23 protein-coding genes, 1 tRNA gene and 1 pseudogene are annotated in these 23,174 nt (G+C 56.5%); 19 read left to right on the forward strand and 6 right to left on the reverse strand.

What is annotated here, in order from left to right:
* Nucleotides 1-120 precede the first annotated feature (120 nt).
* Nucleotides 121-1,146: a YeiH family protein gene (locus IF205_RS07015; protein WP_259782576.1), complete on the reverse strand. Its 1,026-nt coding sequence runs from the start codon at nt 1,144-1,146 to the stop codon at nt 121-123.
* Nucleotides 1,147-1,254: 108 nt separating this feature from the next.
* On the opposite strand from IF205_RS07015, the gene IF205_RS07020 reads away from it, so the two are divergent.
* Nucleotides 1,255-2,157: a LysR family transcriptional regulator gene (locus IF205_RS07020; RefSeq protein ID WP_259782577.1), complete on the forward strand. Its 903-nt coding sequence runs from the start codon at nt 1,255-1,257 to the stop codon at nt 2,155-2,157.
* A 153-nt stretch (nt 2,158-2,310) separates the two neighbouring features.
* Nucleotides 2,311-4,161 carry a SulP family inorganic anion transporter gene (locus tag IF205_RS07025; protein WP_259782578.1) on the forward strand — a complete coding sequence of 617 codons (1,851 nt, stop codon included), beginning with the start codon at nt 2,311-2,313 and terminating at the stop codon, nt 4,159-4,161.
* A 9-nt stretch (nt 4,162-4,170) separates the two neighbouring features.
* Here the strand turns inward: IF205_RS07025 and IF205_RS07030 are convergent, their stop codons facing one another.
* The 4 genes from IF205_RS07030 to IF205_RS07045 all read right to left on the reverse strand — a co-directional run bounded on the left by IF205_RS07030 (nt 4,171) and on the right by IF205_RS07045 (nt 7,864).
* Entirely contained in the window at nt 4,171-4,890 is a 720-nt protein-coding gene (locus IF205_RS07030; protein ID WP_259782579.1) for a 4'-phosphopantetheinyl transferase family protein, read from the reverse strand.
* A complete protein-coding gene (locus IF205_RS07035; RefSeq protein ID WP_259782580.1) occupies nt 4,887-5,933 on the reverse strand; it encodes a PLP-dependent cysteine synthase family protein in 1,047 nt (348 codons plus the stop codon). Before IF205_RS07035 ends, IF205_RS07030 begins: the two co-directional genes overlap by 4 nt.
* Nucleotides 5,930-7,270: a type III PLP-dependent enzyme domain-containing protein gene (locus IF205_RS07040; protein ID WP_259782581.1), complete on the reverse strand. Its 1,341-nt coding sequence runs from the start codon at nt 7,268-7,270 to the stop codon at nt 5,930-5,932. Before IF205_RS07040 ends, IF205_RS07035 begins: the two co-directional genes overlap by 4 nt.
* A 141-nt stretch (nt 7,271-7,411) precedes the next feature.
* Entirely contained in the window at nt 7,412-7,864 is a 453-nt protein-coding gene (locus tag IF205_RS07045) for a ParB N-terminal domain-containing protein (protein ID WP_259782582.1), read from the reverse strand.
* 229 nt (nt 7,865-8,093) lie between these two features.
* Here IF205_RS07045 and IF205_RS07050 point away from each other — a divergent pair, with 229 nt between their 5' ends.
* From IF205_RS07050 to IF205_RS07105, 12 genes are all read left to right on the forward strand, one after another.
* The gene (locus IF205_RS07050) at nt 8,094-8,459 is read left to right on the forward strand and encodes an acyl carrier protein (RefSeq protein WP_259782583.1); all 366 of its coding nucleotides are present in this window, start codon (nt 8,094-8,096) and stop codon (nt 8,457-8,459) included.
* Between the two features lie 5 nt (nt 8,460-8,464).
* The gene (locus tag IF205_RS07055; protein ID WP_259782584.1) at nt 8,465-9,619 is read left to right on the forward strand and encodes a hypothetical protein; all 1,155 of its coding nucleotides are present in this window, start codon (nt 8,465-8,467) and stop codon (nt 9,617-9,619) included.
* A complete protein-coding gene (locus IF205_RS07060; RefSeq protein ID WP_259782585.1) occupies nt 9,616-10,884 on the forward strand; it encodes a beta-ketoacyl-[acyl-carrier-protein] synthase family protein in 1,269 nt (422 codons plus the stop codon). Before IF205_RS07055 ends, IF205_RS07060 begins: the two co-directional genes overlap by 4 nt.
* A 79-nt stretch (nt 10,885-10,963) precedes the next feature.
* Nucleotides 10,964-12,172, forward strand: a complete 1,209-nt coding sequence (locus IF205_RS07065; RefSeq protein ID WP_259782586.1) for a phenylacetate--CoA ligase family protein — start codon at nt 10,964-10,966, stop codon at nt 12,170-12,172.
* Nucleotides 12,172-13,416 carry a phenylacetate--CoA ligase family protein gene (locus tag IF205_RS07070; protein ID WP_259782587.1) on the forward strand — a complete coding sequence of 415 codons (1,245 nt, stop codon included), beginning with the start codon at nt 12,172-12,174 and terminating at the stop codon, nt 13,414-13,416. Before IF205_RS07065 ends, IF205_RS07070 begins: the two co-directional genes overlap by 1 nt.
* Nucleotides 13,416-13,937 carry a DUF6622 family protein gene (locus IF205_RS07075; RefSeq protein ID WP_259782588.1) on the forward strand — a complete coding sequence of 174 codons (522 nt, stop codon included), beginning with the start codon at nt 13,416-13,418 and terminating at the stop codon, nt 13,935-13,937. The genes IF205_RS07070 and IF205_RS07075 overlap by 1 nt, the downstream gene beginning before the upstream one ends.
* On the forward strand, nt 13,927-14,340 hold the full coding sequence (locus tag IF205_RS07080) for a hypothetical protein (RefSeq protein WP_259782589.1): 414 nt from the start codon (nt 13,927-13,929) through the stop codon (nt 14,338-14,340). The genes IF205_RS07075 and IF205_RS07080 overlap by 11 nt, the downstream gene beginning before the upstream one ends.
* Nucleotides 14,340-14,894 carry a hypothetical protein gene (locus IF205_RS07085; protein WP_259782590.1) on the forward strand — a complete coding sequence of 185 codons (555 nt, stop codon included), beginning with the start codon at nt 14,340-14,342 and terminating at the stop codon, nt 14,892-14,894. The genes IF205_RS07080 and IF205_RS07085 overlap by 1 nt, the downstream gene beginning before the upstream one ends.
* Nucleotides 14,891-15,268 carry an ApeI family dehydratase gene (locus tag IF205_RS07090; protein ID WP_259782591.1) on the forward strand — a complete coding sequence of 126 codons (378 nt, stop codon included), beginning with the start codon at nt 14,891-14,893 and terminating at the stop codon, nt 15,266-15,268. The genes IF205_RS07085 and IF205_RS07090 overlap by 4 nt, the downstream gene beginning before the upstream one ends.
* Nucleotides 15,269-15,270: 2 nt before the next feature.
* Nucleotides 15,271-15,993, forward strand: coding sequence for an SDR family NAD(P)-dependent oxidoreductase (locus IF205_RS07095; RefSeq protein ID WP_259782592.1), 723 nt, complete (start codon nt 15,271-15,273; stop codon nt 15,991-15,993).
* A 12-nt stretch (nt 15,994-16,005) separates the two neighbouring features.
* On the forward strand, nt 16,006-16,860 hold the full coding sequence (locus tag IF205_RS07100) for an arylamine N-acetyltransferase family protein (RefSeq protein ID WP_259782593.1): 855 nt from the start codon (nt 16,006-16,008) through the stop codon (nt 16,858-16,860).
* Between the two features lie 77 nt (nt 16,861-16,937).
* On the forward strand, nt 16,938-18,230 hold the full coding sequence (locus tag IF205_RS07105; protein WP_259782594.1) for an ATP-grasp domain-containing protein: 1,293 nt from the start codon (nt 16,938-16,940) through the stop codon (nt 18,228-18,230).
* Nucleotides 18,231-18,287: 57 nt separating this feature from the next.
* On the opposite strand, the gene IF205_RS07110 is transcribed toward IF205_RS07105, so the two are convergent.
* Nucleotides 18,288-18,377 (reverse strand) — tRNA-Ser (locus IF205_RS07110).
* 317 nt (nt 18,378-18,694) lie between these two features.
* Here IF205_RS07110 and rplU point away from each other — a divergent pair.
* From rplU to IF205_RS07135, 5 genes and pseudogenes are all read left to right on the forward strand, one after another.
* A pseudogene (rplU, locus tag IF205_RS07115) lies at nt 18,695-19,006 on the forward strand (50S ribosomal protein L21); the annotation flags it as partial.
* 128 nt (nt 19,007-19,134) lie between these two features.
* Complete coding sequence (gene rpmA / locus IF205_RS07120; protein ID WP_259782595.1) at nt 19,135-19,401, forward strand: 50S ribosomal protein L27; 267 nt, start codon at nt 19,135-19,137, stop codon at nt 19,399-19,401.
* A gap of 113 nt (nt 19,402-19,514) precedes the next feature.
* Nucleotides 19,515-20,582 carry a GTPase ObgE gene (gene obgE / locus IF205_RS07125; protein WP_259782596.1) on the forward strand — a complete coding sequence of 356 codons (1,068 nt, stop codon included), beginning with the start codon at nt 19,515-19,517 and terminating at the stop codon, nt 20,580-20,582.
* 87 nt (nt 20,583-20,669) lie between these two features.
* On the forward strand, nt 20,670-21,797 hold the full coding sequence (proB, locus tag IF205_RS07130; RefSeq protein WP_259782597.1) for a glutamate 5-kinase: 1,128 nt from the start codon (nt 20,670-20,672) through the stop codon (nt 21,795-21,797).
* A 65-nt stretch (nt 21,798-21,862) separates the two neighbouring features.
* The gene (locus tag IF205_RS07135) at nt 21,863-23,143 is read left to right on the forward strand and encodes a glutamate-5-semialdehyde dehydrogenase (protein WP_259783250.1); all 1,281 of its coding nucleotides are present in this window, start codon (nt 21,863-21,865) and stop codon (nt 23,141-23,143) included.
* The last annotated feature ends 31 nt before the right edge of the window (nt 23,144-23,174 follow it).

Raw genomic sequence — 23,174 nt, forward strand, 5'->3', positions numbered from 1 at the left:
GGGTATCATTCAATCTAAGGCTAATGAATTCAAGGGGGCAGCGTTGCAAAGACTTGTGCGGGGTTGTTGAAAATGGCCGCCGGACGCACTTTCCAATAGCGGTAGGCCTCGGTTTCCCGACTAGATGTCAAGGAGTGCGATCAGGCCGAAGCTGATGATGACGAGCGTGAGGATCGACAGGCTTGCGGTTATGATGATGCGCCCGCCTGCGTGGCAGACGGAACGTAGGTCAACCGTCAGGCCGAGGCCTGCCATGGCAATGACGGTCAGGGCATTGGACCCCGTGTTGAATGTTGCGGCCAGATCATCGTGGATGATGCCGATGGACCGCAACACCATCATGACGGCAAAGCCGATGATGAACCAGGGCAGGACCTGATCGAGCCGAAAGGACGTCCGGGCACCGCGTTGCCGGAAGGTGGCGAGGCCCAGGAGAACGGGGCCAAGCATCAAAACACGGATCAACTTTACCAGTGTTCCGGTTTGCACGGCAATCGCCCCACCGGGTTGGGCGGCGGCCAGGACCTGCGGGACGGCGTAGACCGTCAGGCCAGAGAGCACACCGTATTCAATGCCCGTCATGGAAAAGAGATGAAGGGTAAGGGGAAGGAGGAGGACCACTAAAACCCCGAGCACGGCCGTGAAGGCGATGGCCGAGGCGACGTCATCGCTTTTTGCGCCGATGACGGGGGCGACGGCCGCGACCGCCGAATTGCCGCAGATTGAATTACCGCAGGCAACGAGCATCGCCAGCTTTCGGTTCAGCCTGAACAGGCGTCCCAACAGATAACTTGTCGGGATGACCACGACCACAAGAAAGACGACACCTGCCACAAGTTCAAAGCCCGCCGCCTCGATCGCGCCGAGGCTGATGGACGCGCCCAGCAGAACAATCGCGGCTTCCATGACACGTTTGGCGCAAAAGGATATACCGGGCTCGAAGAGTTCTCCCAATGGAATGAAGGTGCGGACCAATGCGCCCATCACAATCGCAAGGACAAGGTTCTCAATGAACTTGCCGCCGAAGGCGTGAAACTCGATTGCCTCTGTCAGGAAGGCCGTGGCGGATATGGCGATGGCGAGGATGAGCCCGGGCAGGACGGGAATACAGTTTGTAACAAAGGGCCGGGCCTTGAAGCTGTGCATGGGAAAATCCAAAAATTAGGAACAACTCATGCATATTGCCTCATGTGATCATATTAAAAAATCGAATAATATTTGATGATTTATGCAGTTTAGTCTAACAATATATGCATGATGACATTCGAACAACTTGCTGTCTTTGTTGCCGTTGCTGAACGGGAACATCTGACCCAGGCGGCGGAACGCCTGCATCTGACGCCTTCTGCTGTCAGTTCGGCATTGCGTAAGCTGGAGGAAACTTATGCCATCAGGTTGTTTGACCGTGTGGGGCGAGGACTGGTTCTCACGACCGAAGGGCGTTTGTTTCTCAACGAGGCGCGCGCGATCCTGGATCGCATGCAGTCCGCGGAGCGCTTTCTGGGTGAACTGGGTGGCCTCGACCGCGGTTCGCTCTGCATTGCGGCCAGTCAAACAATCGCCAACCATTGGCTCCCCGATATTCTGATGCGTTTCCACGCGCGATATCCCGGGATCGCGATCTCACTGCAGATCGGAAACAGTGCAGAGGTTGCCAAACTTGTCGAAAGCGGTACGGCGGAAGTCGGTTATATCGAGGGGAACCTGGAAAATCCCGTGCTGTCCCGGCGTCCGGTGGCAGACGATGCGCTTATGGTTGTCACGCGGCCCGATCATCCGCTGGCGGAATGCACCTCGGTCTCGGCGGCGGAACTTGTGGCGCGCTCTGCCTGGGTCCTGCGCGAACGCGGTTCCGGCACGCGCGAGGTCTTCGAGACGGCGATGGAAGTGGCGGACATGGAGCCCACTGCGTTGGATGTGGTCATGGAGCTTCCCTCCAACGAGGCGGTGCTTTGTGCGCTCCGGTCGGATCAGGATGCGCGCCCGGTTGCGGGTGTTGTCTCCTGTGTCGTGGCTGCGCCCTGGATCGCCATGGGCGCGCTCACCCGGATTGCCTTTGACCTGCCCGTTCGCACATTCACCCTGCTCAGTCATAAGGATCGTCACGTCAGCAAAGCAGCCGAACAGTTCGCCGAGCTCAGTCTGTCGCGCCTTTAATTCGCTATGTTGATTGATACGGTGAGAAAAAATCGCTTTTTGTTAGGCGTCCAGTCCGATAAGTAGCCTCCTTCACTGACACCGAAGCAATGTCAGGTATGCAGAGGCGCGATTTCCGCGCCTGATGTTGCGTAACCGGAGTATTCCCAGGCTATGGCTCGACTGACCGGGGTTATACAAACTCTTTTGCCGTTCCGTGATTTCCTGCCCGCAACCCATTGGTTGGCGGAGATCAGGGACAAGCAGGCCCTGGCCAGCGATTGCATTGCGGGCCTGACCGGCGCGGCCTTTGCCCTGCCGCAGGGGGTTGCCTTTGCGATTATTGCGGGCCTGCCGCCGGAATATGGGCTTTATACCGCCATTGTCTGTTCGGTGGTTGCCGCGATTTTCGGCGACAGTCGACAGATGGTGACGGGCCCGACCACGGCAATTTCGATCCTGGTCTTTTCCACCGTGTCCCAGCATGCGGTGCCGGGCACGGATCGGTTTGTCGCGCTGGCGCTGACATTGACCTTTCTGGTCGGTGTGTTCCAGGTGGGCTTTGCCCTGTTGCGGGCCGGGCGACTGGCGAATTTCGTGTCGCATTCGGTGATCGTCGGCTTTACCGCCGGTGCGGCGGTGCTGATCGTGACCAGCCAGGTTAGGCATGTCTTCGGCCTTGATCTGGCTGAAGGGCTCAGCGCCTTTGAAACCTGGGAAGCTCTGGTGAACCGGATATCGTCGGTCAACGTGGCGTCGGCCTCCCTGTGTTTTGCGACGCTGGCAGTGATTGTGGGCTTTCGCCGGTTCCTGCCGCGCAGCCCCTTCATGCTGATTGCGCTGGTCGGTGGCAGTCTGGTTGCCTATCTGATCGACGCCCGCGCCTTCGGTATTGCCTATTTGCCGGGAATTCCGGACAGTCTGCCCGTGCCGACGCTGCCGGCGCTGGACTCGCGCAGTCTTAAACTGTTGTCGACCGATGCGCTCGCCATTGCGGTTTTTGGGATCATCGAGGCGATTTCCATTGCCCAGGCCCTGTCGTTGAAGACCCAGCACCCCGTCAATGTCACCCGGGAAGTCAGCGGCCAGGGGATGGCGAACCTGATCGGCAGTTTCGTCGGCGGCTATGCGGTTTCCGGCTCCTTCACGCGGTCAGGCCTGAATTTCCAGGCCGGTGCAGTCACGCCTCTGGCCGTTATCATTTCCAGTGTCCTGCTCGCCTTTGCGGCATGGCTGGCCGCCCCGCTGGCCTCTGAGATTCCCATGCCGGTTTTGAGCGGCGTAATCCTCTTTGTGGCCTACCGGCTGATTGACTGGGGGCAGATCCGCGAGATTCTGCAGGCGGACCTGCGCGAGGCCTGTGTGCTGGGCACGACCTTTGTGGGCACGCTGGTCCTGGATCTGGAATTCGCCATTCTGGGCGGTGTTTTCCTGTCGCTGATCTTCTATCTGAACCGCAGCTCCAGCCCGGCGGTCTTCCGGCTCGCGCCTGACCCGGACCAACCCAATCGCCGCCTCGTGCATCGGGATATCAAGGCCCTTGAGACCTGTCCGCAATTCGAGATTGTCGGCATTCGCGGGCCGCTGTTCTTTGGCGGTATCAGCTATGTGACGGAATGTTTCCGCGAAGTCCGCCGCCGCTCGCTACGCTGCCGGCATTTGCTGGTAGAGGCCAAAGGCATCTCGGTGATCGACGTTGCCGCGGCGGAATTCCTGCGCGCAGAGGCGCGGATCTGGCAGCGGCGTGGCGGCAGTCTGACGATTTCCGGCATCAGCCATCATGACCGCAACCTTCTGAAACGCGGCGGCTATCTGCGCGTGATCGGCGAAGAGAATATCTTCCTGTCCAAATCGGATGCCATTGCGGAAATCACAGATCGCCTCGACCGGTCGGTCTGCGCCCATTGCCACCTCGACGTCTTCAGCGAATGCAGCCGCCTCAAGGCACAACGGCAAGCTCAGGACCTGGAAGGCGACGTCTCCGAACCGGAAGTTGCAGTCGCACAGGAAGCGCGGGCGGGATAACGGCGCGACCTATATGAGGTTGTCTTCCGTCTGGCCGGGATTGAAAACTGCGATGGAATAGCCTGGCACATGCGGTGGCAGCGCCAGCGAACAATGGCAATTGTCAAAGGGCAGGGCTATGTCGCGGACTTGCACAATGGCGGGATGCGTGAACAGCGGGGCGGTCGCCCCCAGTTGCATGTCCAGGGCAGCCAGATTATCCGCCACACCAAGGCCCGCCGCTTTCAACAGGGCTTCCTTGCGTGTCCAGCAACGGGCGAAGGCCGCTTTGCTTTTCCTTGGCGGCAATGATTCAAGATGGGATTTTTCCTGCGGGTGACAAACCAGGCCGTAATATATTTTTGCCTGACCAAGGCGCGAGAGGCTTTCGATATCAATGCCGATATCAGGTTCGTCGTGGAAGACGACGACCAGGACACCTGCACCATGGGATATATTGAAGTTGGGGTGTCCGGGCAGGAAGGGTTTGCCGCCGGGCATCCTGTCGAACGGGCGGGGAGGGCTGTCCGGCATCAGCAACCAGCGTGTCAGCATTCGCCCGAGCCCATAGGCTGCCCGGTCCCGGGCAAAGCGGTATCGTTTCTGCCGTTCCTGTTCCTCGGGCAGAAGTTGTGCACCTGGCGGTGGCGCGGCGTTTACGGCAATTGCCGCGACCAGGGCAAAACCGGACTCGCGGCAGCCCTCCCAGCGTTGTTGGAGGTTGTGATGCCAGCGGGTGATGTCCGTCACTCAGTGGCCTGTAATCGGGATCGGTTTTTCTGAACCTGCGCCCGGTAGTCCGGTCCACCGGTCAGCATTTCAGTCACTTCGTTAATGGCCTGGTCAATATCGGGAAGTCTCGTTCTGAGCCATTCGTCGTCATAGATACTGTCCAGATATTTGGTGCCATTGTCGCAGGCCAGTGTCACGACCCGGGTGCCTTCGGGGGCGGTTGCGCAATAGCGGATGGCTTCGAATATAGCGCCACCGGCGGAGCCGCCGACCATCAGGCCATAGCAGTTGGCCAGCGCCCTGCAGGTTGCAAAGGCCATCAGGTCGCTCACCTTTTTACCCTGGTCGATCACTTCGTAATCAATCACCAAGCCAACACTCGCGCCGTCTGGTGTGCCGGTGCCGGACTGGAGGTAGTCCTGCGCCGGGCCGCCGAAAATGATGCTGCCTTCCGGCTCTACCCCGATGACCGTGATGGCCGGATTGGCCTGTTTCAATGCGCGCGATGTGCCGCACAGAGAACCGCCGGTTCCGATCGCGGCAAAAAAATGTGTGATGTTCGGGCCGATCTGATTGAGAAGTTCCCCCGCCAGGGCGGTATAACCGTCCGCATTGGCTGGATTGTCGTGCTGTGCGGTACAGTAGGTATTGTCGTCTTCGGCTGCCAGGCGATGCGCAATTTCGTCCCTTTCGGCCGTTGCAAGACGGCCCTCGGCAGCCCCGATCAATCTGACTTCACCGCCGAGCGCGCGTACAGCGCTGACCTTATCCGCAGCGGCGTGACCATCCATGATGGCGGTGAATTTATAGTTTCGCTCGGTGCATAGCATGGACAGAGCCGTTGCCGTATTGCCAGATGAGGATTCGACAATATGCAACTGGTCTGGATCGCCTGCCTGCTGTTCTACCCTGTTCAGCATGCTCAAAGCCATGCGGTCTTTCATTGATCCGCAGGGATTGAAGATTTCCAGTTTAATGAACAGTTCGACTTTGTTGCCTTGAAAGGGGATGCGGAGGATCGGGGTGTTGCCGATCAATTCGCTCAGGGATGATACGATCATAATCCAGTGAAACTCCCGATATTGACCTCAGAATCAAGCTGGCATGCAGGGGTGCTCCCGGCAAAGAATATGGATGCTTTCCGAGGTAGGGGAATCCGGTGGAACGGACTTTCGTTCGAATCCATCTGATAACCCGCCGTGTTGTGGAAATAGAACAGGTCGCCAGGCTGGGGTTGGCTCCCGAACTGTTCAAGCCGCCAACGGATGATATCCCGTTCCAGGCAGGAGCGCCCGACCAGAACGTAATGTTGGTTATTGGGTTCGCTGGTCCGCCCGGAGAGCAGCACAGGCTTTGGAACAAAATCGGAATTGAACCAGGTCTCGGACAACGAGAAACTCATGCCTTCCAGAATGGCGGCATTCGCTCCGCTTGATGTTGGTTTGGTGCCGGTCACGGAAAAAAGAGTGCCGCCACATTGATCAAGCAAGGCGCGACCCGGTTCCAGTAAAAGCCGGATATCATTTTGCAAAAGGGTCTCGCGGCTTTCCGGATCGGACAGGATGCCGTCGAGAATGGAGGCAGCCTGATGTTCCGCGCAGGTCTTGCCTGCATAGGGGTAGGTGTCTTCGATGGACTTGTTATGCCAGTAATTCTCCGGTTCGAAGGTTTGGCTATCCATCGGCTCGTCCAGGTAGCGCATCAGATAACCGCCGCCAATGCTGAGACTTTTTACGGCGATCCCATGCGCCCGCATTTCCCGGATAAGGCCAAGTGCTTCTCTAGCCACACGAATTCGCGCGTTACTGTCATATCTGGACAGATGGAACGAAAGCCCCTCAATATCGCTTCCTGCCGCCTTGAGATCACGGGCGGCGGAAAGCAGGTCACCTGCGCCGAAGCCAAATCGCGACTCTGCCTGTTCCGCCGGGCGCAGCCGCAGCACCGGTCTGCCTTTGCGGCTCAGCATCTTCTGCAGGTCGAGAAAGCGTTTCAATTCACAAGTGCTGTCAAGGTTCACACCGACGCCATGGACAATGCACATGGCCAGGTCATGGCTGGGCTTGTCCGGTCCGGTAAAGGAAATGCGGTCCCCGCAGGCGTAGGCCTCCAGCGCCGCGGTCAATTCCTGCGCGCTGGAGACGTCCAATCCCAGGCCGGCAAGGGTAAAGGCCTTTGCCAAGGCGTCGCTTTTGCAGGCCTTCATGCTGAACCGGATATCCGTGTTCGGGTAAACGGCTGTTACTGTGTCCCGCCAGCGCCGGGCGTTCTCCACACCGATTTCCGGAAATGTCAGGTTGAGTGGCGAGCCAAAGCAATCCACCCATTGCCTCATTTGTGACCGGTCGGCCAGCAGGTCCCTGATCCTGTCGTCAATGATCGGGTTGTTGTCAGGCATTGTAATATTCCCCGTTTCCCATGACGGCAACGATCTGCGGCTTGATCCTGTGAAGGACTTTCTTTCCGCCAACTGGATGCTGGTTTCCGTCAATCGCCAATGTTTTGGTGGTGAGAGGCGCTCCCTGTGCGCCGGACCAGTTCACGCCAAGGCATCAAGAGAGACCGGTGGGCAGGAGAAATCACCGCTCAAGACATGCTTTGTTGTCTTGTATTCGAGCAGTTCCCCGCTCAGCGCTGCGGCGATAACCACTTCGGGGTGTATTTCGCTACCGCCGTCCCATCGTGACAGGGTGAGATTCTTATGGTCATACGACAGAAGAAGGCAGGGAACATGTCGCAGCCCCAGATTTTGCGCCACCCACAGCCGGTGATGGCCGTCCATCACCACCATGTGCTTTTTCTCGACCAAAATCGGTTTTGTCCAAACCCCTTCGGACTTGATCTTGTCCAATAGGGATTTTGCGCGACCAATATTTATCTTTTCCGATATTAGTATTTCCTTAATAGAGCAATTTACTAATTTAATATTATCAATTTTGTCAGAACTATTTGAAGAATTGGCATTATTCTTTCTGGATACAACTGTTTGCATCAGGAAGTTCCCCTTTTACCCCTGTTCATCAGCTTTTAATGCTGCGATTTAAAAAATGGATATGCACTTAAGGTAGATATGTCAATGTCAATATCTATTATGTGTTCATTAAATTAAACTTTAAGATTTTTATGTGTTGACAATTACAATTAGAAATTGTGATGGTTTGAGTGAAAAAAGTAAATTCTAAATAGTTTTAGAGTGAACAACACTAAAGACGGGGTGAGTTATGTATTTGGAACCGATTAGGGAAATAGCTGCAAGTGTACTCTATCTTGATGACCCATCGGAACTGGGTGAGGGGCAGCCTTTAGCGGAGCACGGCTTTAGCTCTATTGACTATATTGACCTGTGTTTTGAGATGAAGGGGCAGATTTCGGACAAAATTACGCCGGAAAATCTTTGGCCTTTCAACGCGATGGCAACGCAACAAGAGTATTTTGACGGCGAAAACTGGACGGAAGCGGGGTGGAATAAGGTCAGCGGTTTGCTTGGGTTGGACGAGCGGCAGGAGCGGCTGTCCCCGGCAGAACTGGTTGTGTTCTTCACGCCGAAGACTCTTTCCAGGCGCATCGAACAGATCCTCAGCGACTGACAATCATGGAAGACATTGCTGTCACAGGCGCCGGGCTGTTGCTCGGCGGCCTGAGGACGTCGCATGTGCGTGCGCATATCGCGGCGAACCAGGAAAAAACGGAAAAATCAGCGATCAGCGAGGAGTTTCTCCACAGCTATCAGAAAGAAGTCGCACGGAAGATTGCGCGCGAGGACCGCTCCATCCTGACGAATGCGGCCGCCCAATGCCTGATAACCGCGATGGATGCCTTTGACATGGCCGAGGCCGCAACGTCGATTGCACCGGATGTCAGAGAGGCGTTTGGCGTTTTTACAAGCGCAGAGCGCGACAGGGAATTTCCAGTGGATCTCTGGCGCTTGGTTCATCATCAGGAATGGGATGAGCCGCCCACAGTCGAAACTGTCATCGCCAGATACGGTGAATTGAGGGAGCGTATTCATCCTCTGGGGTTATTCAAAAAGCTCCCGACGAACCCGCTGTACCATCTCTCCAAGTATTTTCAATGCCGTGGTGGCGGCTATCCCGTTCAGCGGATGTCGCTGGGCGGGCTTTGCATATTGGAGGAGGCAAGCGCCAAAATCGGAAATCGCTCAATGGCCGGCGCCATATTGAGCGCTTACGGCAATATGGCGAGCCTCGATAATACTCTGGCTTTTGAGAAAATGGGCCTGATCCGTAACAAAGGCAGTCAGGACGGCATTGTACCTGCTGCGGGGTCAGCATCTGTTGTCCTGGAGCCGGTGGATCAGATCGAGGCACGCGGTGGGACCTGCCTGGCAAAGATTCAACGTGTCCGTACCAGCTATAATGGTCTGATGCATGCGGGAGAACGGGAATGGCTGCGTTTCTATGACAGCCATTTCTCCGATGTTGCAGGGACGGAACCCGTGGTCATCCTCTATGACAACGGGAATTTGGCTGCCGGAGAACAGGAACGTTCAGCCATCGAGCGGTTTTTCGGTCGAACCACGCAGGTCAGCTACAAAAAATTGACGGGATATACCGGCCAGGCCAACAACCTGATTGATCTGGTTTTTACGCTTGCCGATCCGGCTGTGCCTGCCGGACGGCCAATTCTGATGAACGGCATAGGCTCTTCCGCAGGTATGGGGGCGATGATGTTTGAAAAATGTATCAGTTCACTCCCGGTACCCTCCACTGGGGAGGCAGAAGAATGACCAACGGAAATGACATTGTCATCAGCGCCTTTGGTGCCGTTACGCCACTTGGTTCCAGCTACGAGGAAATCAAGGAAGCCCTGGCGCAGGGCAAATCGGGCGTCAGGGAAATCAAAAAATACGATACCGGCTCTTTCAAAAGCAAATATGCCGGGGTTCCGGAAATCGGCAATGAACGCATTCACTGGCCGCATAAAGGGGCACCGGTCATTGGCGACATCATCTACACAAGAACTGCCCTGAAAGGGTTGATGGGGCATGACGGCTATGCGCTTGATCAATACCCGGACAGCCGCGTCGGCTGTTATCTGGGGGTAGACGAGCCGGTGGCCGATACTGTTCAGATCGTGAAATGCATGCTGGACAGCAAGCCTGACGAGATGAGTGAGGAACATAGGGCTGCTGTCATTGCCCGTTATTTCCGGGTCAGTGATTTCCTTAACTTCAGCCCGACGTCGGCAATGAAGCAGGTACAGGAAGCGATTGGCTTTGCCGGCCCCGCCTTCAGTCATATCGGTCTTTGTTCTGCGTCACTGCAGGCAATCGGAAGCGGACTGCAGGCAATCAGGGATGATCGTGCGGATGCTGTCGTTGTCGGCGGCGTTTCCGCCAAAATATCACCCGAGCACTATATTGGACTTGAAGCTGCCGATGTAATCGCAACCGACGCCAGTGTGCCGCCGGAGGAAAGGTCCCGCCCCTTTGATCAATGGCGTTCGGGATATGTTCCGGCGGAAGGGGCCGTGCTGTTTACGCTGGAGCGGCGGGGTGCTGTTGAAAAAAGAGGGGCGAAGCCGCTTCTGGAAATTCTGGGATACGGCACGAGCCTGAATGCCTCGCATATCGTGAAGCCGCACGAAACATCGCTTGAAATGATTCTTTCAATGAAACGCGCGATCCAGGATTCTGGCCTGGCGGCCGATGATATCAATCTCGTGAATGCACATGGTACCTCCACGCAGTTGAACGATTTCCATGAATCCAAAGCCGTAAATGAGGTCTTCGGGCGACGCGTTCCCGTTACGGCGAACAAATCCATGCATGGGCATATGATCGCGGCGGCCGGGGCCATGGAAACCCTGAACACGCTGATTTCATCGCAGGAAGGCTTCGTGCCGGGAACGATCAACCTCCGTCAGCAGGACCCATCCTGTGATGTCGACGTTGTCAGCGAAACCCGCGAGATGCGTGATCAGGTCATCCTGAAGAATTCCTTTGGCATGGGGGGGCTGGCCGCGACAGCCATCCTCCGGTCCTGTCATTGAGATAAACACCTGAACCACAGGGAGAGAGCCCTTGGAAATGAAAAGTCATTCAAGGTTCGATGTTGAGAGATTCAACCACATGGTTGCGGATTATCACGAAGACGATCCGCAGTGCACCTTGATGCAGGTCTCCAGCTATGAGGACTTTTGCCGGAAATATCCCTTGTCTGCGCGGGAAGACCTGCGCGAGGTCAGTGAAACACTGCTTAATAACGGAAAGCTGGCCGGATGTTACGTGGTTTCAACATCGGGAACCACGTCGGCCCCGTTAATGATGGCCAACCGGATCTGGAAGAAATCCACGGAAGATTGCTATCCAATACAGTTTTTTCAGTATCTGGTTGAGAATGTTTTCACGCCTGACGATGTCGTCGCCAACTTGTTCTTTCCCGGCGGGTTTGGCCTTCTCTATGAAGGTGCTTGCCGGTTCCTGGAGCCGATCGGCGGGACTGTTCTCCCGATCGGACGTCTGGACTCTTTCGAACATGACCACGCCCATTTCGATGTTTTCCGGCGTCTTGGCCTGAACGCGTTGATCGGCACGCCTGCCAGTATTGCTGAATTCGCGCAGGCTTCTCAGGAGGCCGGTGTTGAGCTGGATGTCAGGAAACTGGTTTTTTCGGGTGAAAGCTTCTATCCCGCCAAACGGAAATGGATCCGGGATATCTGGCCGAATGTGGAATTCTACAGCCTGTATGGCGCCACGGAATGCGGGCTTGTCGCCGTCGGAACACCGAAAGATAGAGACGAACAGCATTTCATATTCGAAGACTGGTTTATGCTGGAAGAGGCGGCTGATGGCGGCCTTTACGTGACCGATCTGAAAGGCCCTTTGATCCCGATCATCCGATACCGCATCGGTGATAGCGGCAGCCTTGTCAAATTGGATGATGGCTCAACCCAATTGCGGCTGAAGGGCCGAAGCGACGCTTCCTTCAATTGCGGCGGTGCCCTGATCAAACATGAAACCGTTGTGGAAAAAGTCCGGGGTGTTTCCGGACTGGAAGACGTGAGCGTAAATGACGTCCAAGTCATTCTGACCAATGGAGCGAAAGGCGAGGATATCCTCAAGGTTGTCGTCAATCATCAGGCGGCCGATGGCGAGGACCTTTTGCGGAAGCTCTGGGACAAGGTCCATTCGATCAAGGAGATTGCCGAGGATGTCGGCAGGGGGGCTGTGGAGCTTCTGACTGCCGGACCGCCGGACCTTGTTGTCACCCGGCGCACCAAGACCCCGATGGTGATTGACTACCGACATGAAGATGCATCGCAGGGGGAGGCAGGTTAATGGGACATACAGCTTTCCGGCGTGCGCCGTTCAACCGGATGATCCAGGCTTATAATGAGACGGGGAATTTACCCCCACTGCCGGAGGTAAGCTCCCTCGAAGACTTCCGGGAAAAATACCCTGCCAGCGGTAAAAATGATCTACGCCGCACCAGCAAGCGCTTCATTGCAGAAGGTCGGCTGAAGGGCAGCTATATCATCTCCACCTCCGGCACGACGTCCGAGCCGTTGGTCCTGGGGCATAAGCTGTGGGAAGATACATCCGAAGGCACCTATCCCCATCAGTTCGTAGTCCAGTTGATGACCCATGTCTTCGCCGAGGACGATGTGGTGATAAACCTGTTTACCCCTGGTGGGTTAGGGTTTCTGTATGAGGGGGCCTGCCGCTTTCTGGAACCGATCGGTGTAACCATTCTGCCTGTGGGGCTTCTTGACTCCCTGAGTGGCAACCCGGACGTCCTGACCATTTTCCGCGATTTGGGACTGAATACCGTCATGGGCGCGCCCTCGAGCGTTGTTCAGTTCGCAAAGGAAGCGGAGCGCAGACAGATTCCGCTGGATATCCAAAAGATCGTCTACACGGGTGAGGAATTCTTTCCCGGTAAAAAAGAGATTGTTTCGCGAATTTGGCCCAATGCCTCTTATTACAGTTTGTTCGGGGCGGTAGAATACGGATTTGCCGCGATCAATTCGCCGGAAATGCCCGAAGGTCTTCATGAGATTTTGGAGGACTGGTATTTCGTCGAGACGGATGAGGATGACAATATCCTGGTGACGGACTTAACGGCCCCGCTCCTTCCGGTGATACGCTACCGTATCGGGGACAAGGGGGCTGTCAGGGAAATGCCCGGCACGGAAAACAGGCACGGCCTCATCCTTGAAGGACGTAGCGACAGCAGTTTCAATATTACCGGAAATGCGGTCAGCCATAAGCGGGTCTGCGATGCCGTAGGCGCGGTTACAAAGATCACAGACAGTCTCCAGATCATTCTCGAAACGGATGATGACGGACGCGATCTGCTAACTGTAGCGTTTGCCGGGTCGGTCCATGATGACCCTACCTTGATGGAGCGGGTCCGCGCCGCCGTGGCGACCATTCCTGAAATCGCGGAAGGCATTGACCGCGGGACATTGATTACCGCTGTTGCCGGAGGGGAAAGTCAGAAAAAGAATTGGCGCAACAAAACCGGCAACATCATTGATCTGCGGGGGCGTCAGCCTGCAGCCGATGGGGAGGCTGATTGATGCTGGAAATCCTGCGTCACACGCCGTCCTGGGTCTACATCGTATTCACGGCGATCCTCTATCTCGGCCTTTCAGCCTGTTTTTCGCAACGCCTTGAGATCAGACGGATCCTGTATTTGCCTGCTGTTTTCATTGTGCTTTCCGTTTATGGACTGATCATGGGCCAGACTTCGTCGTTTCTGGTGCCCCTGTCATGGGTCGGCGGCTTCGCGGTGGCCACGGGCGGAATGTACTATCTGACCCTGGCGAGGCGTCATCGCTACAGTCGCGACGGTGACTATCTGGTTGCCCCTGGAGATCCGGGCATCCTGATTGTGAGCATGTTCTTCTTTGCCGTTAAATTCTGGTTTGGCTATACCGCCGCGACCCGCCCGGAATGGACGGCCATGCCTTTGTATCCGATATCCGACAATCTGTGTTCCGGATTGGTGGTCGGCTTCTTTGGCGGACGGGGATTGGCGCAATGGTCCATTGCAAAAAAAAGAACTCCTGAAGAGTTGGTGGCCCCCAATGGCGCATGAAGATTTTCCCGGCCAGGATTGCCGCGACTATCTCGACCTCTGCCCGACGACACTGTCAGGGGCAGAACAGAACAGTTGCCGTTCTCCTATCAGTTGGCAGCGGGCGGAAAAATTGCGTGAGCAATATAGTGACTTCACAATTGTCGTGGAAACACTGAACCAGTTTGCCGTGCGGGCCACCCGCCAGGTTTTTCGCGAGAAGCTACTGGATGGGCTGAGGTTCATCCCGGCCAGTCTCCGTCATCTGAACATTGGTGATTTCGAGCGTGTCTCCGAATTGCGGGGAACGGTGGAGCAATCCGGCGAGTTCTATCGGGTGTCCATCATGGGATTGGATGCCAACCGGGAAGAGACCAACACGTGGGGAGAAATCCATGTGGCGCTGGTTTCCGAGGGGGGATAATGCTGCAGATCATTAAACCATTCATAATATGGGCGCTATATCCCGCCATCGTAGAGCAGACCGGCAATAACCACCTTTTGGCAGCGGCGGCCTGCCTTATCCTGATCGTTGTCATTGCCCATGACAATCTCAGGCGTGGGTTTTTGATCGACTGGACCGCGTTTACCTATTTCGTTGTCGTCATTTTGCTGTCTCTGACAATCAGCGATCATTGGATTGTGGTTTATCCGATGGTGGCGATATCACTGGCATACACTCTGGCGTCAGGGCTCTCGCTTCTGTTCAGGCGGCCCTACACCTTGCAGTATGCCAAAAGCCAGACCTCGCCAGAGGTATGGTCGGACCCGCATTTCATCACCATCAATTTCCATCTGACCGGCATTTGGACGGTCATCTTTCTGCTGTGTTTCCTGTTGTCACTGGGGGCGGCTCTCTTTGAACCGTATTGGCCGATCTTTGTCCTGGTCAGGAACTGCCTGATCGCGGTCGGGCTTGTGATACCTGAGCAGTATCCCCGCCTCTATCTGGAAAAAGTGGAGGCGAAGCAGATATGAACGCACTGAACAACCTGTTCATCCCGGGGGAGACCCATAGAGGCGCCGCCGACTATGAAACCACGGTCGAGATTAATCCCGACGACGCACTTTTCGATGTGCATTTCCCAAACATGCCAATCGTGCCCGGGGCCTGCCTCATTGGCTATGCGGCGCATTGCATAAGCCAATGGGCTGAGGGCGATAGGATTACTGTTCAATCTGTCCCGCGTGCGGTTTTCAACTCGCCCGTGGTTCCCGGCATGAAGTTAAAGCTGCAGGTGGTTTTGTCGAGCAAGGCAGACGGGCAGGGGAAAGCTGTGTGCCGGTATCTATCCGACCAGGGAATGAGCGCCCAGGTCGTTTTGGAATTTTCATCCGCCGGAGGGGAATGATCATGACGAATTGTGCAGTTGTCACTGGCGGTGTCCGGGGGATTGGACGCCAGATTGCACTGAAACTGGCAGATGCCGGATTTCAGGTTTTCGCAACCTATCGAAGCAACCGGGAGGCAGCGGAAAATGTGGAACGGGACTCCGGCGGGCGGATCAAGGCCATTCCGGTGGATGGCGGCGACATCCGCGCTGTGGAGGAATTCAGGGCGGTAGTTTTGCAAACTGGAACGCCGACGGTCCTGGTCAACAATGCCGGTGTGACCGGCGATGGCCTGTTGATGGAAAACGGTATTCAGCGGATTGCCGAGAGCATGAACAACAACTTCATGGGAACGGTCAATTTCACGCTGACCTTTCTGGACGATATGATGAAAAAGCGCGAAGGCAATATCATCAACCTGTCGTCCAGTGCGGCTCATAAAATTAAGCCCGGAAATGCGGCCTATGGCTGTTCCAAAATTGCCATTGAGCGTTTCTCCAAGGGCCTCGCCAAGGAAGTTGGCCGGTTCAACATCTTCGTTAACTGCGTTGCGCCCGGCTGGGTGGAAACGGAAATGTTCAAGACATTTGCCGGGCCGCAGCGCAAAGAAATCCTCAAGGATATCCCGACAAGAAAGATTCTTCAGCCCGAGGAGGTTGCCCAGGTCGTGACGGACCTGGCCATGCGCAGGACCAATACCACCGGTTCGGTCCTGACCTTAGGGAACGGCGAACAGATTATCTAGGGGGCGGTCGCGATGACCACAGTGGCTGGAAGGGACGGTGTCTGTGAAGACCTGATGGGGTGGTTGTCAATTTATCAGCAGCGAATTGGCGTGACATTCCCATCTTCAGAGCCGACGGTCAGTGATCTGAACCGGCTGACGCTGGCTCATATTCAGGCTTTTCCCTTCGAGATGCTGGACTATTTCCTCGATACGGCGCCTACGGTCGATTTGGACATCATACGCCAGAAGTTCCTTCTTGAATGTCGCGGGGGAGGCTGTTCCCAGCAAAATGCCCTGTTTGCAGAAGCGCTGCGCTTCCTGGGTGTGCGCTGTCATTATGGTATGGCGCGTGTTCCCCGGGAAGATGGCCGCCCCAGTCCACGGGCCCATATGATTTTGTTCCTGGAATATCGGGGGCATACAAATTGGCTATGCGATGTCGGATACGGCATGGGCGGGCCGCTTTATCCGTTGAGGATGGATCTTGGGGTAGTGCAAAAACAGGGGTGCCACGAATTCAGGATTGTTGCCGCCGACGCACAATTTCTTGCCTTGGAGCGCTATTCCCAGGAGAGATGGAAGCGCTTGTATGTCTTCGATCTCCGCCACTACGATTTGCAGGATTTTGAACCGGCCAACTATTTCAATACGCTGTCACCGAAATCCATTTTTACAAGAAACCTTATCGTCAGCCGTCCGACCCTGGAAGGCGGAGTTCTGATCCGAAACCGAAATTTTATCTTTTGGGACGGCGAGGAGTACCGCAAGGAGGCGATCCAGTCCCTTGACCACCTTGTCTACCTTTTGCAAAGCCAGTTTCTGATCCGGGTTGAGCCGCTCGATTTTGTGAACCTGCCGACAATGTTCAGGAGAATGGCCTCATGACCGGCTGTCCTGATTTTTTCTGCTGCAGATGAGCCTGCGGCTGCCTTTAAAAATTTTGGTTCAATAGGGAGATTGCAATGCCTAAATGTCTTCTGACAAACCCTGTGACAAATGACAACCTGCTTGCGCGCGACCTGAACAGGCGTGGGGTGGAATGCGCGGCCTTTATTGAAATGGACAAGATCAGCAAGGTGACGCAGGGTGCGGAGAACCGGGAACGGCAATTCGACCAAAGTCTTTACAGTGACTTCTACTTCTCTTTGGACGAACTTCCATCTTCTGAGGAACAGCCGTTTGATGCTGTCATTGCTGGGGGAGAACATGGGGTGCAGTCGGCTGAATTGATCAGCAGTCTTTTCGGGTTGCCCGGCAATGACCCGGAAACCACGGATTGGCGGCGCGACAAGGAAAGCATGCAGGCCCGCCTCTGCGATGTTGGACTTCCACAAATCAGGAGCGTGGGGATCGGTCCCGGGGACGGTGTGGACAAGGTCCTGTCCGTAATACCGGAAGGTCCTTATATCCTCAAACCTGTCTCGGCAGCCGGGGGGCAGTCATTCCGTTACTGCGATACCCCGCATTCTTTGGAGGAGGCGATCTCCGGCATCGAATGGGGTGGATACAATTGCACCTGGAGCAGCAACGACAAGTTTCTTGTGCAGGAGTATATATCAGGGCCGGAATTTGCGATCGACCTGGTGATACGCGGTGACGAAATGGTTGTGGCGGCGATTAGCCGCTATGTCCGCCTATCCGATATGGGCCATTGGGACTTTCCGCAGGTAAAACGGTTTCTGGTTATCGAGGACCCGGAAAATCCTGAATTTGAGCCGATGAAAGAAAAGGCGCGCAAATGCGCTGCGGCCCTTGGTATCCGCCAGGGGGCGGCGCATATGGAATTCCTGCGGAGCGATCACGGCTGGCATATGGTCGAGGTTGGCGCCCGTCTGCACGGTCACTTGGTGCCCGATCTGTTTTCCAGTTGCTACGAAAATGACCTTCTGACCAGTTTCTATCGATGCTATTTCGAACCTTCCAAGGCGCTTGAACCGGGGCGTTTGAAAAAGCATGCGATGCAGTCTTTCGTGGTCTCGGAACTGTCCGGCATCTCAAGCGGTTTTGCGCCTGCAGAGGATGCCTGGATGAAAGAATGCGATAGTCTCGTCACCAAGGAAATCCTCTACCATGCGGGTGAGAATTTCCCGCGCACCATCGACAGTATCACCACGCCCGCCCATGGTTTTCTGGCCCATCCCGAACAGAAACGCCTGCTAGAAGATGTCTGTGAGTTCGACCGGATCATGAACAATCAGTTCAACGGCAGGCCATACAGCATCGATGAGCTGACGCAATGGGTAACAGGGCAATAGATATCTGCACACAAAGCCAGGATGGCACGGATTGTGGCGAGCTGTTTGGGAGGAAAATGGCGGAGAGACAGGGATTCGAACCCTGGGTACTGTTGCCAGCACAACGGTTTTCGAGACCGCCCCGTTCGACCACTCCGGCACCTCTCCGCAAAAATCAGAAGTGTTTTCTGTGGTCCATCGGTGGACGCGCGGGAAACTACTCGAAGCGGACCGGGCCTGCAAGAGTGGATTTGATGCTTTCATGGCGCTTTTTTGCGTTCAGTGACGCCAGGGGGGCGGAAAGCGTGGGAGAAACGTTGACTCCGACAGCGCAATGCGTATATAAGCGGCGCAAGCGCGAGGCGGAGTTCTCGCGTGCTTTTGTTTGCGCAGCTCGAGGTATCCGGCATGGGGCCGGCCGAAAGGCAAGTATTTCCGGGGTTTCCGGAGGTCACCGAAGGGCGCGGAATTAAGAGAGAGTTGATATGTTCGCAGTAGTTAAGACCGGCGGCAAGCAGTACCGCGTCGCCAAAGACGATGTCATCAAGGTCGAAAAGCTGGAAGGCGAAGCCGGCAGCAAAATCGTCCTCGAAGACGTCCTGATGGTTTCCGACGGCGACAAGCCGACCGTTGGGTCCCCGCTCGTTGAAGGCGCTGCCGTTGAGGCAGAAGTCCTGGAGCAGGGTAAAGGCGAGAAGATTATTGTCTTCAAGAAAAAGCGCCGTCATAACTATCGCCGTAAACGCGGTCACCGCCAGGAACTGACGGTTCTGCGCATCACCGACATCACCGTTGGTGGCGCGAAGAAAGCGAAAGCCAAAGCGGCTGAAAAGAAAGCTCCGGCCAAGAAGGCAGCTGCCAAAAAGGCAACCGCCAAGAAAGCCGCGGCTAAGAAGTCTGACGATTAAGAGAGGAGCATTAAACCATGGCTCATAAAAAAGCAGGTGGTAGCTCACGTAACGGTCGCGACTCAGCAGGTCGCCGCTTGGGCGTGAAAAAGTTCGGTGGCGAAAGCGTCGTTCCGGGCAACATCATTATGCGTCAGCGCGGCACGAAAGTGCACCCGGGTGCAAACGTTGGTATGGGCAAGGACCACACCCTGTTTGCGACGGTTGAAGGTAATGTGCAGTTCCGCAAAACGCGGGCGCGCACGACCGTATCCGTTACCCCGTTGCCGGAAGCCGCTGAATAACGGCCTTCCCGCGCGCGGATAATTTCGAGAAAGGGAATGGCCACAGGGCCATTCCCTTTTTCTGTCTTCGAAGTTTAGTAGACCCTGCGGGGTTGTGATATGTCGGTGCTGTCATGAAATTTCTCGATGAAGCCAAGGTCTTTATCCAAAGCGGTCACGGTGGTCCGGGCTGTGTGTCCTTCCGTCGTGAAAAATATGTCGAATATGGCGGCCCGAACGGTGGCGACGGCGGCCGGGGCGGCGATGTGGTGCTTGAGGCCGTGCCCAGCCTGAACACGCTGATCGACTATCGCTATAAACAGCACTTCAAGGCCCGTCCGGGTGATCCGGGGCAGGGGCGCGACCGTACCGGGTCCAACGGTAACGACATCGTGCTGAAACTGCCGGTTGGCACACAGGTCCTGTCGGAAGACAAGGAAACCGTGCTGGCGGACCTGACCGAGATCGGGCAGCGGATCGTGCTGCTGCGCGGCGGCGACGGTGGCCGCGGCAATACCCAGTTCAAGACCTCCACCAACCAGGCGCCGCGCAAGTCGGAACCGGGCTGGCCGGGTGAGGAACTGTGGGTATGGCTGCGCCTGAAACTCATTGCGGATGCGGGGCTGGTCGGCCTGCCCAATGCGGGCAAATCCACCTTCCTGGCCACGACCAGCAATGCGCGTCCGAAAATCGCGGACTATCAGTTCACGACCCTGCACCCCAACCTGGGTGTGGTAAAGGTGGACCAGAATGAATTTGTCCTGGCGGATATTCCGGGCCTGATCGAGGGGGCCCATGAAGGCAAGGGCATTGGCACACGTTTCCTGGGTCATCTGGAGCGTACGCGTATCCTGCTGCATCTGATCGACGGCTCCGACGAGAATGTGGGCGAGGCCTACACGACCGTTCGCGATGAATTGGAAGCCTATGGCCATGGCCTGGCGGACAAGCCGGAAATCATTGCCATCAACAAGGCGGATGCCCTGATCGAAGAGATCATTGAAGAGCAGATCGCGGAATTGAAGGCGCTGACCAAAAGTCCGATCTACGTTATTTCCGGTGTTTCCGGCGAAGGGGTGCAGGACGTCCTGCGGGCCCTCTTCCGGGAAGTCGTGAAATTCCGTAGCAAGGCCGTTGAGGATGAGGAAACCCGGGACGAGCCGACCGAGGATGACAGCCCAAAACCATGGTCGCCGGTCTAGCCGCCGATGAGGTGTCGGCGGCCAAATGCCTGATGGATCAGGCGCGGTTTGATACTGGAATTGGTTGCTCATTCACGGGACGGAAAAATGTCCGGATTTTCACTAGAACAGGCGAAACGTGTTGTCATAAAAATCGGGTCGGCTCTGCTGGTCGACGAACAGGGCGTTGTCCGGCAGGCCTGGCTGGACGCGCTTGCGGATGATATCGCGGCCCTTCGGGCAGCGGGGAAGGACGTGCTGATTGTCTCATCCGGCTCCATTGCGGTCGGGCGTCGTCATCTGCGGCTTGGCGCAGGTGCGTTGAAGCTGGAGGAAAAGCAGGCCAGTGCGGCAACGGGGCAGATTCGGTTGGCGCATGCCTATCAGGAGGCCCTGGCGCGGCACGATGTGACGGTTGCGCAGATTTTGGTAACCCTGGCGGATACAGAGGAACGCCGCCGTCATCTCAACGCCCGCAATACGGTTCTACAGCTTCTGAAGCTTGGGGCGGTGCCGGTGATCAACGAAAATGACACGGTCGCAACGGAGGAAATCCGTTATGGCGATAACGACCGGCTGGCCGCACGCGTGGCGACCATGGTCAGTGCGGATGCGTTGATCCTGCTGTCTGATATCGATGGTTTGTATACGGGCGACCCGCGCAGGGACCCGAATGCGCGTCACATTCCCGAGGTAAACCAGATCACGCCAGAGATCGAGGCCATGGCGGGTGATGCTCCGGAAGGTATTTCGACCGGTGGCATGGTAACCAAGCTTGCGGCGGCGAAAATCGCGGTGACAGGTGGCTGTAACATGGCGATTGCGCTGGGCAAGGAAGCACATCCGATACAGCATCTGCTGGATGGTGGGCGCTGTAGCTGGTTCACACCTTCCATGAAGCCGCTGGTGGCGCGCAAGCGCTGGATTGCAGGTGCAATCAACCCGACGGGTGAGATTGAGGTGGATGCGGGTGCGGAAAAGGCCCTGGGCAGCGGTAAAAGCCTCTTGCCGGCTGGTGTTACAGGCGTAATCGGCAGTTTTGACCGCGGCGATGCCGTGCTTTTGAAGTCGGCGGACGGGCGTCGCCTCGGTGTCGGGCTCGCTGCCTATTCCGCCGAGGATGCGGCAAAGATTGTCGGGCGAAAGTCGTCGGAACTGAAGGCAATCCTGGGATATGATGGCCGTTCCGAGATGGTGCATCGGGATGATCTGGCCTTGGAAGGTCACGGCGGCTGACGCCGGGCTTTTGTAAGATGTTGTAGGGCGCTGGGTAGAGCGCGATCGGGAGACGAGAGATGGGTATGTCGGCAGAAGTGAAGCAAGGGCAGGATGTAGAGGCGCTGGTGCGCGATATGGGTGTCAGGGCGCGTGAGGCGTCGCATGCGCTGGGGCTGGCCTCTTCTGAGAATAAGGCGCGGGCGCTGAAGGTCGCAGCGCGTATCCTGCGCGAACGTCAGGCGGAGATCATTGCCGCCAATGAAAAGGATATGGAATTTGGCCGTGCCAAGGGCCTGTCCGCGGCGATGATGGACCGTCTGATGCTGGATGCAGCACGGGTTGAGGCCATGGCCGCCGGTGTCGAATCCATTGCCGATTTGAAAGACCCCGTGGGGGACGTTCTCGCGGAATGGGAACGCCCGAACGGGTTGAAGATCGCCCGTGTGCGGGTGCCGCTCGGTGTCATCGGCGTGATCTATGAATCCCGCCCCAATGTGACGGCTGATGCCGGGGCGCTTTGTGTGAAGGCGGGGAACGCCGTGATCCTGCGGGGTGGCTCAGAGAGCCTGAACTCCTCGTCTTTGATTGCGGATTGCCTGCGCGCCGGGATGCGCGAAGGCGGCCTGCCGGAAGATGCGGTACAGATGATCCCGACCCGTGACCGTGATGCGGTTGGCGCGTTGTTGCGGATGAACGAACATGTGGACGTGATTGTGCCCCGTGGTGGGCGCGGCCTGATCGAACGGGTGATGACGGATGCCCGCATGCCGGTTTTTGCCCATCTGGAAGGGCTCTGCCATCTCTACATCCATGAAAAGGCCGATCCGCAGAAGGCGCTGGACCTTGCCCTGAATGCCAAAATGCGCCGGACGGGAATCTGTGGCGCGATGGAAACGCTGTTGGTGGACCGGACGGTGGCACAGGATCTGCTGCCGCCGATTCTGGACGGACTGGCCGGAGTAGGCTGCGAATTGCGTGGTGACGAGGCCGTGCAGGTGCTGGATGCGCGGGTGAAGGCCGCGACATCGGACGACTGGACCACGGAATATCTGGATGCAATTCTGTCGATCAAGGTCGTCGATGGCCTGGATGATGCGGTGGACCATATCAATCATCTTGGTTCTCACCATACGGATTCCATCGTTACCGAAGATGCAACGGCGGCGGAGGCTTTCCTGCAAAAGGTCGATAGCGCGATCGTCATGCATAACGCCTCCACACAATTTGCCGATGGCGGTGAATTCGGAATGGGGGCGGAAATCGGGATTTCCACGGGCCGTATGCATGCCCGTGGCCCGGTCGGTGCGGAACAGTTGACAAGCTTTAAATATCTGGTGCGCGGCACCGGCCAGACCCGGCCGTAGGCGGGGAAAGCCGGACGGGGGGCGATTGCGT

Origin of the sequence: Aestuariispira ectoiniformans (assembly GCF_025136295.1) — a bacterium.
In the GTDB taxonomy this organism is placed as follows: Bacteria; Pseudomonadota; Alphaproteobacteria; order UBA8366; family Aestuariispiraceae; genus Aestuariispira_A; species Aestuariispira_A ectoiniformans.

Excerpts from the sequence above, each read along its gene's own strand:
- IF205_RS07015 (WP_259782576.1), bottom strand. The coding sequence starts at position 1,146 with ATGCACAGCTTCAAGGCCCGGCCCTTTGTTACAAACTGTATTCCCGTC.
- IF205_RS07020 (WP_259782577.1), top strand. The coding sequence starts at position 1,255 with ATGATGACATTCGAACAACTTGCTGTCTTTGTTGCCGTTGCTGAACGG.
- IF205_RS07025 (WP_259782578.1), top strand. The coding sequence starts at position 2,311 with ATGGCTCGACTGACCGGGGTTATACAAACTCTTTTGCCGTTCCGTGAT.
- IF205_RS07035 (WP_259782580.1), bottom strand. The coding sequence starts at position 5,933 with ATGATCGTATCATCCCTGAGCGAATTGATCGGCAACACCCCGATCCTC.
- IF205_RS07040 (WP_259782581.1), bottom strand. The coding sequence starts at position 7,270 with ATGCCTGACAACAACCCGATCATTGACGACAGGATCAGGGACCTGCTG.
- IF205_RS07045 (WP_259782582.1), bottom strand. The coding sequence starts at position 7,864 with ATGCAAACAGTTGTATCCAGAAAGAATAATGCCAATTCTTCAAATAGT.
- IF205_RS07050 (WP_259782583.1), top strand. The coding sequence starts at position 8,094 with ATGTATTTGGAACCGATTAGGGAAATAGCTGCAAGTGTACTCTATCTT.
- IF205_RS07055 (WP_259782584.1), top strand. The coding sequence starts at position 8,465 with ATGGAAGACATTGCTGTCACAGGCGCCGGGCTGTTGCTCGGCGGCCTG.
- IF205_RS07060 (WP_259782585.1), top strand. The coding sequence starts at position 9,616 with ATGACCAACGGAAATGACATTGTCATCAGCGCCTTTGGTGCCGTTACG.
- IF205_RS07065 (WP_259782586.1), top strand. The coding sequence starts at position 10,964 with ATGGTTGCGGATTATCACGAAGACGATCCGCAGTGCACCTTGATGCAG.
- IF205_RS07070 (WP_259782587.1), top strand. The coding sequence starts at position 12,172 with ATGGGACATACAGCTTTCCGGCGTGCGCCGTTCAACCGGATGATCCAG.
- IF205_RS07075 (WP_259782588.1), top strand. The coding sequence starts at position 13,416 with ATGCTGGAAATCCTGCGTCACACGCCGTCCTGGGTCTACATCGTATTC.
- IF205_RS07080 (WP_259782589.1), top strand. The coding sequence starts at position 13,927 with ATGGCGCATGAAGATTTTCCCGGCCAGGATTGCCGCGACTATCTCGAC.
- IF205_RS07085 (WP_259782590.1), top strand. The coding sequence starts at position 14,340 with ATGCTGCAGATCATTAAACCATTCATAATATGGGCGCTATATCCCGCC.
- IF205_RS07090 (WP_259782591.1), top strand. The coding sequence starts at position 14,891 with ATGAACGCACTGAACAACCTGTTCATCCCGGGGGAGACCCATAGAGGC.
- IF205_RS07095 (WP_259782592.1), top strand. The coding sequence starts at position 15,271 with ATGACGAATTGTGCAGTTGTCACTGGCGGTGTCCGGGGGATTGGACGC.
- IF205_RS07100 (WP_259782593.1), top strand. The coding sequence starts at position 16,006 with ATGACCACAGTGGCTGGAAGGGACGGTGTCTGTGAAGACCTGATGGGG.
- IF205_RS07105 (WP_259782594.1), top strand. The coding sequence starts at position 16,938 with ATGCCTAAATGTCTTCTGACAAACCCTGTGACAAATGACAACCTGCTT.
- rpmA (WP_259782595.1), top strand. The coding sequence starts at position 19,135 with ATGGCTCATAAAAAAGCAGGTGGTAGCTCACGTAACGGTCGCGACTCA.
- obgE (WP_259782596.1), top strand. The coding sequence starts at position 19,515 with ATGAAATTTCTCGATGAAGCCAAGGTCTTTATCCAAAGCGGTCACGGT.
- proB (WP_259782597.1), top strand. The coding sequence starts at position 20,670 with ATGTCCGGATTTTCACTAGAACAGGCGAAACGTGTTGTCATAAAAATC.
- IF205_RS07135 (WP_259783250.1), top strand. The coding sequence starts at position 21,863 with ATGTCGGCAGAAGTGAAGCAAGGGCAGGATGTAGAGGCGCTGGTGCGC.